Here is a 13,118-nt window from a genome sequence, read left to right as displayed (position 1 = left end):
CAGGACAGGATGCGACCCGAAAGCGTGGAAGGCTCGGCAGGCGCGTCAGACACGCATGTCTTCCCGTCGCCACGGTCGCCGGCGCGCGCGGTCGGCGCTCGGTACGCAACGCGGTTCATGCGGCGACGCGGCGACGCGGCGACGTGGCGACGCGACGCAAGACGCTCAAAGAACGGATTGTCATTTTGGCAGGATGAGCCATTGTACAGGTGGCGGACGTGTCAGCTTTGGCAGAGCGGCGCAAGAAGCCCCTCGATCCATGCGCAGGTACCAGCGGATGGATGCTGGCACGACCCTCGCATTCGCAGGAGATGTCCCACAGACGCTGGCAGCGAGCGGGCGCTCGCGAACGAGGCAGGTAGCACCATGTTGAAGATCCTCCGGAAGTTGAATGAAGGGAGCCTCCTCCAGCGCACAATGATGCATATCGCGGTGCTCGTCGCCGGTTCTGCGAGCGTCGTCGCGCTGACCAGCGTGCTGCTCGTGTCGACCGCGAGGACCGTGCTGCCGCGCCACGATGCGACCGAGGCCGACGCCGACAAGGCGGATGACGAGCAGGGCGCGGACTCGGACGCTGATCCAGGCTCGTCGGAGGCGGCGGCGAGCCCCGCCGGCCCGAGAGGCGCGCCGAAGGCGCTGGCGCAGGCGCGCATGGCGAATCGGCGCGAGAGCGCGGTGGCGCGGTGATCTCCGCATCACCTCATCACGGCATCTCCCTCGCGCGAATGCGCGGTTGTCGTCGCCTCGCCCCGAGGGCGTGAGCGCTCCCAGCTTCGCAACAGGACATACGAGGGGACGAACCCGGACGGCATGAAGCATGCGCTGTCGACCCGTCACCGGGCGCGCGGCTGGTGCTTGACACGCCCGAGAGCTTTTCGGTCTCCTTCTCCCCTGCGTGCGCCTCGTCATCACCCACCGCCGCCCGAAGCTCTGCGAGACCCCTGACCCGCGGATCACGCCGCGCTCGGAGGGACCGGTGGGGGTCACGGCGCACGCGTGACAGCGGTGCGCTGGACAGGCTGGTTCACGCCGGAGCGGCGCGCCGCCGCGGCTCTGGTCGCGCTGGGCGCTGCCTTGCGGGCCGCCCTGTTCGCGGCGCAGCCGGAGCCGAGGGTCTGGTTCGACAGCGGGACCTATCTCTTCCGCTCGCTGCCGGGCGCGGCTCCGGCGTTGGACCGGCAGCAGGGTTACTCGTGGTTCCTGCGCGGGCTCCGGGCGATCTCCGCGGATCTCCGGCTCATCCAGGCGACGCAGCTGACCCTCGGCCTGATCACGGCGCTGCTGTTCTACGGGATCGCCCGGCGGCTCGCGCCGCGCCCGGGCTGGGCGCCGCTCGCGGCGCTCGGGCTGTGCCTGTTCTGGCCCACGAACCTCCTGCTCGAGACCCATGTGCTCTCCGAGGCGCTGTTCCTGTTCCTCGTCGCCCTCGCGGGTTATGCCGCTGCCGAAGGAGCCCACCGCGGCTCCCCCTGGCTGCTCGGCGCGGCGGGCCTCGCGGCCGGCGCGAGCGCCTCTGTCAGGGTGGTGGGTCTCCTGGTCTGTGGGCTGCTCGCCGCCCTCACGATCGCCAGCGCCCTTCGCGTCCCGACCGCCAGCGCCGGCGAACGCGCCCGCCGCCTGCTCGCCCCCTGCGCCTTCGTCATGGCGGCCAGCCTGATCGTGCTGGCCTACATGAGCCATTACCGGAGTCATCGCGGCGCCTGGGCGATGGAGAGCTGGGCCGGAATCAACCGCTATTGCATGCTCGCTCGCCTCATCCGGCCCGAGCACGCCGCCCCGGACGAGCGCTCCGTCGCGCTCCTCCGGGAGCACGGGGACGGCAACCTGCGCGGCTTCGACTTCGTGATGTGGGATGACGAATCCCCCCTGGCCATCGCCGCCCGCGAGCTCCACCTCCCGCCGCCGGCGCTCGATCGCTGGGCGAGCCGCGTCGCGCTCAGCGCGGCGCTCGACAGACCCGCCGACGCTGGGAGTATCCTGCTTGACCACCTCCGGGAAGCGACGCTGTCGGTGGGCAGACTGGACCGGCACGTCAAGCTGACCCCGGCGTCCACTGCGCACCAGGCGGTGAAGCAGATCTACGGCATCGACGTGTCGACCTGGCACGAGACGCGCTCCTTCACCCTCCCCTACCGCCGGCCGCTCACCGTGCTCAAGCCGATCCTCGCGGCGGCCGCGCTCGTGGCGCTCGTGCTCCAGCTGTCGAGACGGCATCGCCGCGGTTATCAGCTCGCGCGCGCGGGGAGCGCGCTGCTGTTCACGGCGGCGGTGTCGATATCCATCCTGCCAGAGCAGCGGCACGTGCAGCTGGCGGAGAACCTGATGCTGCTCAACATCGCTCTCCTCGCGGGGCAGGTGCTGGCGCGGCAGCGGGCGCAGGAGGGCACAGCGCGATGAAGAACACGCCGACCGCGGAAACGCCGCGCCGGGGCGCCCGCGGCTGGATCCGCTCGGCGCGCCCATGGTAGCACCGTCGCCGATGACCCAGCCCCCGAGCCCCCTCGCCACCCCTGTCGCGTGGAACATGGTCGCCGACGACTACGCGGCCGATATCGTCCCTCACTTCGAGAAGTATGCCGCAGACGCGCTCCGGCTCGCCGGCATCGGCCCGGGCGCCCGCGTGCTCGACGTGGCCGCCGGGCCAGGCACCCTGTCCCTCCTCGCCGCCGGGGAGACGCGCGTGACCGCGATCGATTTCGCGCCCGCGATGGTCGAGCAGCTGCGCGAGCGCGCCGCGCGCGCGGGGCTCGCGGTGGACGCCCGCGTCGGCGACGGCATGGCGCTGCCCTTCGAGGACGGCGCGTTCGACGCCGCCTTCTCGATGTTCGGGCTGATGTTCTTCCCCGACCGCGACCGCGGCTTCCGCGAGCTCCTCCGGGTGCTGCGTCCCGGCGGCCGCGCCGTCGTCGGGAGCTGGGCGCCGATGGACAGGACGCCCATCCTGGCCGAGCTCTTCTCGGGGATCGGCGCCGAGCTGCCCGGGCTGCCCTTCGGCGAGGGCAAGGCGCCGCTCGGAGACCCAGGCGAGTTCCGCGCCGAGATGGAAGCTGCCGGGTTCCAGGACGTCTCGGTGCGCGAGGTGGAGCACTCCCGCGAGTCGCCCTCGACCGAGGAGTTCTGGCGCTCGGTTTGCCGGACGAACGCGCCGCTGGTGCTCCTGCGGGACAAGCTGGGCGACGAGCGCTGGGAAGCGTTCGGCAAAGCGATCCTCGGCAGGCTGCAGGCGCGGTTCGGCGACGGTCCTCAGCAGCTCTCGATGACCGCCCTCCTGGGCGTGGGCACGCGGTAGCGACGGTCGCAGCGCGGCCGCACCGGCTACGGAGCGACGCGCAGCGTCCGCGACGCGACGAGCGCCCGGCAGAGGGCGATCCGGTCGTCCAGGTCCAGCCCGGGCAGCTCGCGTACGTAGAAGATGCCGTGCCGGGCGATGAAGCGCAGCGCAGGCTCGCCCCAGGCGTCGACGCGGACGAGCACCGCGTCGCCGTCGATGAGCTCCGCCTTGCCGTCGCTCAGCCGGACCGACACCTCGCGATCGCGGACCACGCGGCGAGGGCCGCAGACGGACGAAGCGTCGCTCCACAGCTCGGGCGGCGGCTTGCCGTACAGGGCGCTGTACGCGGCCGCGAACTCGTCCCACGTCGCCTCGCGGCAGGCGTGCGTGACGGGCGCGTTGCTCGGCGCATGGTGCAGGAAGCGCCCGAAGAAGCGCTGGCAGAAGTCGGCATATTCGATCGTGAAGAGGACGAACTGGTGCCAGGCCTCGTCCACGCGCAGCGAGAACATCGGATAAGCGCGGGAGCGGTCGGAGTCGACCAGCCAGAGATAACGCACGAGCTCCCGGAACAGCGACTCTGCCTCGCGCTCGGTGGCCACGGTCTTGTTCATGAGCAGCTTGCTGATGACGAACGGCGCCCGGTAGGCAAAGAGATCAGGCCGCCTGGGCGCGCCCGGCGTCACGACGTCTGTTTGCGCGGGTTGCGTGAGCTGCGTGGATTGCGTGGATTGCATGGGTCAGTTCTCCTGCGCTTCGAAGGGCTGAAAGGTTCCCCAGTCGACGAGGGCGCGGGCGAGGGCGAGCTGCTCCGCTTCCGCGAGGCCGGGGATGTCGCTGGGGCGGAGCTCCCGGGCGGCCGACACCGCGCGGAGGGCGGGCCCGGCCCACGCGTCGACGCGGAGCAGGACCTGGGCGCGCGCGCCGCAGCGGGCGACGAGCTCGGCGCGGCCCGCGCGGGGCGCCGCGTCGAGATCCACGCCCGGCCAGCGGCGCGCGAGGACGGTGTGCGCGCCGAGGGCCTCGGTCCGGCCGAGCGACCGGGCGGCGCGCCGCCGGGTCCCCGCGTCGCCGCGGGCGTGGAGGCGCGCGAGGAGCGCGGCGGCCTGCGGGCCCCGGCGCTCGAGGGCGTCGATCTGCGCCCGGCGAACGCACTCCCGCTCGTGCGCGACGAGCGCCGCCGAGAGCGCGTCGTCCGGCTCAGCCCGGCGCGCCATGGGGGTCAGGCCCTCGATGGGGCCCACCTGCGCCTCGATGACCGGACCGTCGTGAGGGCCGAACAGGTGCAGCGAGATGGACCAGCTCCCCGTCGGGTTCCGCGGGTCGTGGATGCACGGCCCGTAGATGTGACCGACCCGCCCGGCCTCCGCGGAGAACAGCCGCTTCGGCACGAGCCGCCGCGCGCGGGCCGTGGCGTCCCAGTCGAAGGTCGCGACATCGAGCGTGTTGTGGACGACCGCCGTGACCGTCCAGTCCGAGTGCTCGTGGGCGCCGGCCGCGCGCCCGGGCCGCCAGTACGCGAACGCGAGGCGCACGCCGACCTCGGGGAGGACGTGGAACGGCGCGAGATCCGGCGCGCCGTCGCGACGCTCGATCTCGAGCGCGAAGAGGTCGAGCAGGAGCTCGTCGTCCGAGAGCCCGGCGCGGACCGCGCCCTCGACCGCGCGGACGTGATCGCGCGGCGGATGGCCGCGGCCCTCGGGGCCCGGGAAATCGAGCCGCCCGAAGACGGCGGTGAGCTCGGCGAGCCTCATGGCGCGATCCGGAGGTAGTCGCCCTTCACGAGCGGACGGCAGAGCGCCACGCGTTCGCTGTCCTCGAGGCCGGGGAGCTCGCGGACATAGAAGTGATCGCAGTCGACGATGAACTGCAGCGCGTCCTTCGCCCACGCGTCGATGCGCAGGAGGACGCGCGGCGGCTCCAGCGACCACACGAGCTCCGCCCTCCCCTGCTCGACCCGCACGAAGATGGGGCGGCCGAACGTGACGCGGATGAGCCGGGTGTCGGGCGTCACGGCGAGCTCGTCGCTCCACGCCGCGGAGACGGGCCCGAAGAGCGCCTCGTACTCGGCGCGAAACTCGGCGCGGGTCATCTCGGGGCGCGATCCGGGGCCGCGAGGAGCCGTGTTGGCGGTGTGGTGGACGAACTCGCCGAAGAAGCGATGGCCGAACGCCGCGTACTCCTCGGTGAAGAGGACGAACTGGTGCCAGACCTCGTCGACCCTGCGGGAGAACATGGGGACTTGCCGGGTCCGGTCTGCGCGGCAGACGAAGATGTATTTCTTCACCTCGTCGAAGAGCCGCGCCGCATCGTCGCGGGAAGAGACCATCCGGTCCTTGACGAGCTTCTCCTCGAGCCACGGCGCACGGAAGGAGAGCAGTTCGGGGATGATTGACGTGTCCATCACCGCGGACCCGTTGCGAGCTTCGTGCCGAGCGGCGCTCACCCGCTTCGGGGACGGGCCCAGATCGGCGTTTTCGGTGCTCGGCGCACCGGAAGCTGGTTGGAAGGGAAGGGCGATGCCAGACGGATTTCCCCAATTGGGAAAGGGGTTGCTCAAGCGCGGCCGATACCGCGCCAAAGCGGCCGATACCGCGCCCAAAACGGCGTGGCACGGCGACTGCAATAGCCCTCCTCGCGGGACGTCGAGTCCCCGAATGAAATAACCAACCTATCTACGGAGCAATCGCCATGAACGAGCAGATCAAGGTCGAGGTCGAGGTCGAGTCGAAGCAGGAGATCGTCGAGGAGCGCCCTGCGCGCCTGACGGTGGAGGTCCCCACGGAGCTCCAGGCGGGCCTTGCCGCGCCGGTTTGCACCTGTCCGCCCGGCTGCTGCTGCTGAGACGCCGACGAGGCCCGCGAGGAGCCGAAGACCGCAGCCCGCGGCGACCGGCCCCTCGAACCTGACGATACGACCGCGGAGGCCCGCGCTGCGATGAGCAGCGTCGGGCCTTTCGCGTTCAAGACGGTTCAAGACGCACGATGCGCCGGCGAGGCCGGCCGCTCACGCCGAAGGTTCACAGATCGAAGCGACCCGACGCCTCCGGCTGATAGACGATGCGCTCGATCCGGAGCCGCCGGGTGCGGCTCGGCGTGGGCCACTCCACCTCGTCGGCCTCTCGACAGCCGAGCAGCGCGAGCCCCATCGGCGCGAGCACCGAGATACGGCCGCTCTTCACGTCGGCGATCCCGGGAAACACCACGGTCATGCAGAGCCGCTCCTCCGTGTCGAGATCGAAGAGCTCGACCCTGGAGTTCATGGTGACCACGTTCGGCGGGATATCCGCCGGCTTCACGACGTCGGCGCGCTCGATCTCGATCTCGAGCGCCTCCAGGTTCGGGGAGTCTCCCCCGGGCCGCGCGCGCAGCGCCTCGAGCAGCCGCGCGAGGCGATCGCGGTCAAATTCGGTGAGGACGATGGGATTCGTGTGAGGTGCCATGAGCTGGGATCTCCTTGTGTCGTCAGTGCGATCCGGGCTTGGCCGAGGGTCCGCGCCGGCGAGCTGGACGGCGTGAGTGCTCGCCCAGGTCGCCCGCTCAGGCGCCCTCGACGCCAGGCCCGCTTCCTTCAGGGAGCGGCCAGCGAAAGACGCCGGAAGGCCGCTCCCCTACGAGCGTGCGGGCGACCTCCGGCAGAGGAGCCGGGATCGCAGGGGAATGAGCGCGCTACGCGCGCCGCGGCAAGGCCACGAACGCGACGCGACGGGGTGCAGGCAGGCGCTCATCCCATGGGCATCGTAACACGACGGTCCCCCCAGAGGCCATGACAAGGGGAGGAGCATCCGCTCCCTCACGCTCACGGGTGCGCGATAACGATCAGCGCCGGCGCCCGCTCCAGCACGGCGCCGACGCACTCGCGGGCCGTCAGCGGATCCAGCGCCCCGAAGCTCTCGTCGAGGATCACGGCGTCCGAGCGCTGGAGCAGCGCGCGCGCCAGGAACAGCCGGCTCCGCTCGCCGTGCGAGAGCTGCCACCCTGTCTCGCCCACGACCTGATCGAGCCCCGAGGGCATCCTGTCCAGCAGCGGCCCGAGCCCCAGCTTGCGGCAGACGACCTCCGCCTCCCGCCGGTCCTCGGGCGACGCGGGCCACGCGCGGCCCATCAGCAGGTTGAACGCGAGCGTCCCGGAGAGAACGTGGTTGTCATGGAACTGCGGCGCGCTCGCCACGCGGCTGCGCCACGCCGCCCCGCCCAGCGTCCGCCGGTCGAGGCCGCGCAGCAGCACGAGCCCCGACGACGGCGCGTGAAGGCCGCTGAGCACGGCCGCGAGCGTCGACTTGCCGCCGCCGGAGCGCCCCTCGAGCAGCAGCCGGTCGCCCTTCGAGAGGACCAGGTCGCAGCCGCGGAGGACGGGCTCGCCGCGCTCCCCGTCGTAGCGGAACGACACGCCCCGCGCCTCGATCACCACGTCCGACGCCGCGGAGCGCCCGAGCACGGCCTGCGGGATCCCTGCGGGCTCGCGGCCCTCGGCCGCCGCAAAAAGCCGCGCGATCGAGCGCCACGACACCGCAGCCGAGAGCAGCGCGCCGAGGCTCGTCGCCAGCGTCGCGAACGCGGCCTGCGCCTGGAGGATGCCGCCGGTCGCGACGACGAGCGGGCCCACGCCCACCCCGCCGAGGACCGCCGGGACCAGGCCGAGCAGCCCGAGCGCGAGCCACCCGCGCGCCGGGAGCGACGCAAGGAGATCCCCCACGCGATCCATTCCGCGCGCGGCGCGGTGGTAGCGCTCGAGCGCCGCGTCCTCCTCCAGGTGGTGGAGCTGCGAGGCCTGCTGGGCGACGCGCGTCCGGTGCCCGACGACGTGCTCCACGAAGCCGCTCGTGATCGCGAACCGCTCGCCCGTCCACGCCGCCCGCTCCCGGGCGAAGCGGCGCCCGAGCAGCGCCACGGAGAGCGTCCACCCGAGGAGCAGCGCGACGTGGAGGCCGCCGCCGGCGCCGGCGGCGAGGACCGCCGCGGCGCTCGCGAGCTGCACGAGCGCGACGATCGCCCCGAGCGCGCCGCCGAGCCCGGCCGTCTCGACCGCCTCGGACTCCGAGACCATCGCCAGCAGCTCGCCCGAGCCGCGCGCCCGGATCGTCGCCGGATCCAGGCGGAGCGCGCCGCACAGCAGGCGCTGCTTGAGGAGCGCGGCGACGTCGATCGTGAGCATGCCCCCCGTGAACGAGGCGAACAGCTGCACGAAGAGCGCCGAGAGCGACAGGAGCACCCACGCGAGCAGCCACCCCGGCTGCACGTCGCCGTCGAGCGCGCCCGCGCCGATCAGCCACCAGGCGAAGACGCCGAGCGCAATCTGCAAAGCGGCGGCCGCGAGGAAGATCGCGCCCCGGCGGAGCACCCCGCGCCTCGAGAGCAGGCGCCGGAAGCTCGACCCCGGATCGGGGCGCAGCAGCCACACGCCGTCGATGGGGCGATCCGCGACGAGCTGGGAGAGCAGCTCGTCGCGCGCCCGCGCGGCGCGCCGCGGCGGGACGCGCGCCGCGGCGAGCCACTTGTCGACGTGCGACGCGGGGCGATCCTCGAGGTGGGCGGTGAGCGCCCGGCGCACCGTCTCCAGCGGGATCCGCGCCGGCGTGAGCGCCGGCGTCAGCACCGAGAGCCCCCGCCGGCCCGCGGACATCACAGCGAGGTAGCCCTGCTCGACGCGGACGATCGAGGGGCCGAGGGACGGGAGCGCGCGCGCGAGCTCGGCGAAGCTGCACTGGACGGCCTCCGCCTCGACGCCCATGCACCCCGCGTACGCCTCGATCCACGCGGTGGGGTCGCCCTCCGGCGGCGCGCCGGGCGACGGCGCCGCGCCGCTCGCGAGCCCGCACGCGGCCGTGAGCGCGCTCATCGCGTGGCCGAGCGCGGACGGCTGCCACGCAAGCCCCGCCAGCGCGGCCTGTCCGGCCTCGCCCGCCTTCACGCCGCCCCCTGGAGGAGCCGGCCGCCCTCCATCGTCGCGCTCCGGAAGCGCTCCTTCGACCAGACCTCGTCGCGCGCCCGCGCGTCGGCCTCGGCGAGCGCGCGGTAGCGGCTCCGCGGGTCATCCATGAGCTCGTGCGGCGCGCCGTCCTCGACGACCCTGCCCCCCTCGACGACCAGCACGCGGTCGAAGCCGAGTGTGTCCATGACGTCGTGGCTGACGAGGACGAGCGTCGAGCGCCCCCAGTGCTCCCGCGCGCGCGCGAGCAGCTCCCGGCGCCGCTCGCGCTCGAGCCCGCGGAACGGCTCGTCGAGGAGCACGAGGCGCGCGTCGCCCTTCATGAGCGCCCGCGCGAGGCGGACGCGCTGCCCCTGCCCGCCCGACAGGCGCGCGCCCCCCTCGCCGATCGCCGCCTGCAAGCCGTCGGGCAGGCTCTCCAGGACGCCGGTGAGCTCGGCCTGGCTCATGGACAGGGGCACGCGCGCGAGGGCGTCGCCGGCGTGGCCGTAGGTGATGTTCTCGAGGAGCGTGCGGTTCCAGAGCTGGATCGCCGGGTCCACCCACGCGGTCGTGCGGCGCAGGCGCTCGACCGCCGCGTCGTCGAAGGGGCGCCCGTCGACGAGCACCTCCCCCCCGGACGCCCGCAGCCACCCGAGGAGCAGCGAGAGCAGCGACGATTTCCCCGCGCCCGACGCCCCCACGATCGCCACGTGTGCCCCCGCCGGGACGCTCAGCGAGACATCGGACAGGAGCGTGTGCCCTCCCGCCTTCACGCTCACGCCCCGGAGGTCGATCGACGTGGCGCACGCGGCGGCCGGCGCGGCGCCCTGCGCGGCGCGCGTCGCGTCGTCGGCGTCCTCGGCGGGCGCGCGGGGCAGGTCCATCTCCGGCGCCGCGAGCGGCGCGAAGAGGCGCACGGACGCGTTGCGCACGTTCTTCCAGCCGAGCAGCGCCGCGACGAGCTCCTGCGCCGCCGCGGGGAGGCGGAGCGACCAGAACACGAGCAGGAGCAGCGCCGCGGCGGGGCCGCCGGAGGCGACGTAGCCCCCGACGATCGCGACCGCCACGGCCGTGCTCGCGATCCCCTGGGCGGCCTGCATGGCGGTGGACTGCGCGTGCACGAGCCGGCCCGTCCGCGCCCACTCGACGAGCAGCGCCTCGTGCTCGCGCCGCACCGCCCGCTCCGCGCCGTGGACGCGGATGGGCACGACGCCGAGCAGCGCGTCGAGGTAGAACCGCTCGAGCGACGCCGCGTGCGTGCGCAGGCGCATGAGGCTCTCCACGAGCGGCCGCCGCGCGAGGTACGGCGCGGCGAGCGCGACCGCCGCCGCCACAAGCGACAGCCACGCGCCGCCCGGGTAGAGCCAGACGACCCCGAGGAGCGTCGCGGCGAACGACAGCGCCGCGCGCGCGATGCGGGCGAAGAGCGCCGGGGCCTCGCGCATCAGGTGCATCGCGTGGCCCCGCGCGGTCATGTCCGAGGTCGGCCGGCTGCGCAGGTAGCGATCCTCGAGCCGCGGCAGCTTCTCCAGGAACGCGGCGCGGAAGCGCACCTCGAGGGCGCGCCCGAGGCGCGAGACGGCGTGGGCCACGAAGATCTCGAGCGCCAGGCCCCCGGCGGCGAACGCGACGAGGGCGAGGAGCCCGAGCGCGCGCTGGTACGCGACGGTGACGCTCTTCACCGCGTCGAACAGCCCGCGGAGGACGACCACGTCGATCGCCGCGATGGCCGCGCTCGCCGCGAGCGCCAGCCCGACGAGCGCGAGCGCCCCGCCCGCGTCGGCGCGCAGCATCCAGAAGAACAGGCGCGAGGGGGATGGCGTCGGCAGCTCGAGCTCCCGGCGAACGGACGCCGGCAGCGCCGCGGTCGCGCTCGCGCGCGGCGCGGGCCGGTCCGGCGTGGCCGCGCGCGCGGCCTCGGGCGCGGCGCTGCCGCGGTAGCTCGGCGGCGGCGCGACAGCCGAGGACCTAGGCGCGGGCGCGGCCGCGCTGGCCTCGCCCGCGCCGCCCTGACGCGGGCGACGCGGGCCGACGTGAACGATGACGGCGCCATGCACGAGGAGCTTCCCCGGTGCCTTGCCCTCCGTGGCCCAGAAGAACCCCTTCGGGATGGCGCCCGCCTCCCCGGCGAGGGCGCGCTCGAAGACGCCCTCGAGCACGCGCTGCGCCTCGCCCCCGCGCGCGATCGCGCCGCCGCGGACGAGGCGCGCCACCATCCGCACCGCGGCGTCGAGCGCCGCGAAGGGCCGCCACCCCGGGTCCGCGTCGGCCCGGGCGATCAGCGCCTCCCCGTCTGCGCGCAGCGCGCGCAGCTTCGCGCGGAGCGGGCCGAGCGAGTCGGCGGACGACGCCCACCGCCGCCACCGATCGACCGAGATCGGGATCGGGAAGTGCGGCATGTCCTCCATGAAGCGCTCAGCGCGCACCCAGCGGCGCCCGCTGCCTGGGTCGAGGATCTGCACGAACGGCCCGAGCCGGCGCCAGACGACCACGAAGTGGAGCGCGCCGCCCGCGCCGCGCTTGACCACGATCGCGGGCAGGCAGTCGGCCTCTGGCAGGAGGAAGCTGTCGTGGGGGACCACCACCTCGGCGGTCGCGAGCCCGAGCTCCTGCCCGAGCGCGGCGAGCGCGTCGATCGACGTCCCGTCCACGTCCGTCTGGCAGCGGTCGCGGAGCCACTCGTAGTGCACGTCGACGCCGAACCCCTGCAGCACCGCCTTGAGCGCGGCGGGGCCGCAGTCCATGAGCGACGCCTGCAGCACCTCGGGGACGAGGAACGCGCGCTTCATCGCGCACCTCCCGGCGCCACGGCGCGCAGGAGGAGCGCCCACGGCGAGACGCGCTCCACCTCGACCTCGGCGGTCCCCGGCATCCCGTGCTGCACCGGGATCGACGCCGCGCTCTCCGGCCGCACGAGCAGCTCGACGCGGATCGCGCCGTCGTACGGCTCGCTCGCGACGTGGGAGACCTCCCCCTCGATCATGCCGAACTGCGTCCACGCGAACCCGTCGAGGCGCATCCGCGCCCGCTGCCCGGGGACGACGCGCCCCACCGCGTCGGACGGCGCGAAGAGCGCGACGGCGTGGAGGTCGTCGCCCGGGACGACCGTCGCCACGAGGTCGCCCGGCTTGAGCACGTCCCCCACCTGGAGCGCCGCGATGTTCCCGAGCTTCCCCGCGATGGGCGCGCGGACCTTGCGCCGCTCGATCTGCGCGAGCGCCGTGTGCACCGCCGCGTCGGCCGCCTGCTGCTCGGCCACCAGATCCCCGAGCGCGCGGGCCAGCTCGGCGAGGCGGGCCGCCGTCTGCCGCTCGTCGTGGCGCCCCGCGACCGAGAGCCGCCGGACATCGGCGCGCGCCCCCTCCGCCTTGATGTGCTCGTCGGCGGCGCGGCTCTTCGCCTCGAGGTGGTCGGCCGTCGACGCGAGCCGCTCGTCGTGCAGGCGCTCGGAGATCGCGCGGAGCTCCTCGCCGTGCGCGGCGGAGAGATCCCGCTGGCGCAGGTCGATCCTGGCGCGCGCGACCGAGGCGTCGGACAGCTTCACCTGCCACGCGCGCACCTCCTCCTCGACCGCGATCTGGTGCTGCAGCGCCTCGATCTTCGGCGCGAGCGCGGCCGCCCTCGTGCGCTCCTCCTCCAGGCGCCGCTCCTCGACGGCCGCGTCCAGCTCGACGAGCACCTCCCCTTGCTCCACGTGGCGGCCGAGCGAGACCTGCAGCACCGACACGCGCCCGGGCTCGGCGGCGGCCACGCGGTGGGCCATCCGGCTGACCTCCAGGCGCGCCTTCCCGGTCGTCGCGTAGACGGAGACGCGCGCCGCGTGCATCCAGCCCGCCCAGGCGCCGAGGACGGCGAGGATCACGGCGAGGCGGATCCACGTCCTCGGACCGCGCTCGATCTCGAGCGACCGCATCGTGCGGAAGAACGGCGAGGCCAC

Annotated in this window: 11 protein-coding genes; 4 read left to right on the top strand and 7 right to left on the bottom strand. The window is 73.9% G+C overall.

Annotated elements, in window-relative coordinates:
- Nucleotides 1-366 precede the first annotated feature (366 nt).
- The 3 genes from WMF46_RS14735 to WMF46_RS14725 all read left to right on the top strand — a co-directional run bounded on the left by WMF46_RS14735 (nt 367) and on the right by WMF46_RS14725 (nt 3,289).
- Complete coding sequence (locus tag WMF46_RS14735) at nt 367-687, top strand: hypothetical protein (protein WP_437986192.1); 321 nt, start codon at nt 367-369, stop codon at nt 685-687.
- A 309-nt stretch (nt 688-996) separates the two neighbouring features.
- Nucleotides 997-2,397 (top strand): hypothetical protein, encoded by a 1,401-nt coding sequence (locus tag WMF46_RS14730; protein WP_437986191.1) that lies wholly within the window; start codon nt 997-999, stop codon nt 2,395-2,397.
- An 82-nt stretch (nt 2,398-2,479) separates the two neighbouring features.
- Complete coding sequence (locus WMF46_RS14725; protein WP_437986190.1) at nt 2,480-3,289, top strand: class I SAM-dependent methyltransferase; 810 nt, start codon at nt 2,480-2,482, stop codon at nt 3,287-3,289.
- 26 nt (nt 3,290-3,315) lie between these two features.
- Here WMF46_RS14725 and WMF46_RS14720 read toward each other — a convergent pair whose 3' ends face one another.
- From WMF46_RS14720 to WMF46_RS14710, 3 genes are read right to left on the bottom strand one after another with little or no spacing between them, the layout of a single operon-like run.
- The gene (locus tag WMF46_RS14720) at nt 3,316-4,008 is read right to left on the bottom strand and encodes a glycine-rich domain-containing protein (RefSeq protein ID WP_437986189.1); all 693 of its coding nucleotides are present in this window, start codon (nt 4,006-4,008) and stop codon (nt 3,316-3,318) included.
- 3 nt (nt 4,009-4,011) lie between these two features.
- Nucleotides 4,012-5,025 (bottom strand): hypothetical protein, encoded by a 1,014-nt coding sequence (locus WMF46_RS14715; RefSeq protein WP_437986188.1) that lies wholly within the window; start codon nt 5,023-5,025, stop codon nt 4,012-4,014.
- Nucleotides 5,022-5,675 carry a hypothetical protein gene (locus WMF46_RS14710; protein WP_437986187.1) on the bottom strand — a complete coding sequence of 218 codons (654 nt, stop codon included), beginning with the start codon at nt 5,673-5,675 and terminating at the stop codon, nt 5,022-5,024. The genes WMF46_RS14715 and WMF46_RS14710 overlap by 4 nt, the downstream gene beginning before the upstream one ends.
- Before the next feature lie 287 nt (nt 5,676-5,962).
- On the opposite strand from WMF46_RS14710, the gene WMF46_RS14705 reads away from it, so the two are divergent.
- A complete protein-coding gene (locus WMF46_RS14705; protein WP_437986186.1) occupies nt 5,963-6,115 on the top strand; it encodes a hypothetical protein in 153 nt (50 codons plus the stop codon).
- A gap of 175 nt (nt 6,116-6,290) precedes the next feature.
- On the opposite strand, the gene rnk is transcribed toward WMF46_RS14705, so the two are convergent.
- From rnk to WMF46_RS14685, 4 genes are all read right to left on the bottom strand, one after another.
- Entirely contained in the window at nt 6,291-6,713 is a 423-nt protein-coding gene (rnk, locus tag WMF46_RS14700; protein ID WP_437552561.1) for a nucleoside diphosphate kinase regulator, read from the bottom strand.
- 356 nt (nt 6,714-7,069) lie between these two features.
- Complete coding sequence (locus tag WMF46_RS14695; protein WP_437986185.1) at nt 7,070-9,181, bottom strand: ATP-binding cassette domain-containing protein; 2,112 nt, start codon at nt 9,179-9,181, stop codon at nt 7,070-7,072.
- Nucleotides 9,178-11,970: an ATP-binding cassette domain-containing protein gene (locus WMF46_RS14690; RefSeq protein WP_437986184.1), complete on the bottom strand. Its 2,793-nt coding sequence runs from the start codon at nt 11,968-11,970 to the stop codon at nt 9,178-9,180. The genes WMF46_RS14695 and WMF46_RS14690 overlap by 4 nt, the downstream gene beginning before the upstream one ends.
- Nucleotides 11,967-13,118, bottom strand: coding sequence for an HlyD family secretion protein (locus WMF46_RS14685; protein WP_437986183.1), 1,152 nt, complete (start codon nt 13,116-13,118; stop codon nt 11,967-11,969). Before WMF46_RS14685 ends, WMF46_RS14690 begins: the two co-directional genes overlap by 4 nt.

Source organism: Sorangium sp. So ce117, from assembly GCF_051524395.1.
Taxonomy (GTDB): Bacteria; Myxococcota_A; Polyangia; order Polyangiales; family Polyangiaceae; genus Sorangium; species Sorangium cellulosum_B.
Note: the sequence above shows the minus strand (reverse complement) of the source record. Positions and strands in the feature narration are given on the sequence as shown.

Excerpts from the sequence above, each read along its gene's own strand:
- WMF46_RS14710 (WP_437986187.1), bottom strand. The coding sequence starts at position 5,675 with ATGGACACGTCAATCATCCCCGAACTGCTCTCCTTCCGTGCGCCGTGG.
- WMF46_RS14720 (WP_437986189.1), bottom strand. The coding sequence starts at position 4,008 with ATGCAATCCACGCAATCCACGCAGCTCACGCAACCCGCGCAAACAGAC.
- WMF46_RS14715 (WP_437986188.1), bottom strand. The coding sequence starts at position 5,025 with ATGAGGCTCGCCGAGCTCACCGCCGTCTTCGGGCGGCTCGATTTCCCG.
- WMF46_RS14705 (WP_437986186.1), top strand. The coding sequence starts at position 5,963 with ATGAACGAGCAGATCAAGGTCGAGGTCGAGGTCGAGTCGAAGCAGGAG.
- WMF46_RS14735 (WP_437986192.1), top strand. The coding sequence starts at position 367 with ATGTTGAAGATCCTCCGGAAGTTGAATGAAGGGAGCCTCCTCCAGCGC.
- rnk (WP_437552561.1), bottom strand. The coding sequence starts at position 6,713 with ATGGCACCTCACACGAATCCCATCGTCCTCACCGAATTTGACCGCGAT.
- WMF46_RS14690 (WP_437986184.1), bottom strand. The coding sequence starts at position 11,970 with ATGAAGCGCGCGTTCCTCGTCCCCGAGGTGCTGCAGGCGTCGCTCATG.
- WMF46_RS14725 (WP_437986190.1), top strand. The coding sequence starts at position 2,480 with ATGACCCAGCCCCCGAGCCCCCTCGCCACCCCTGTCGCGTGGAACATG.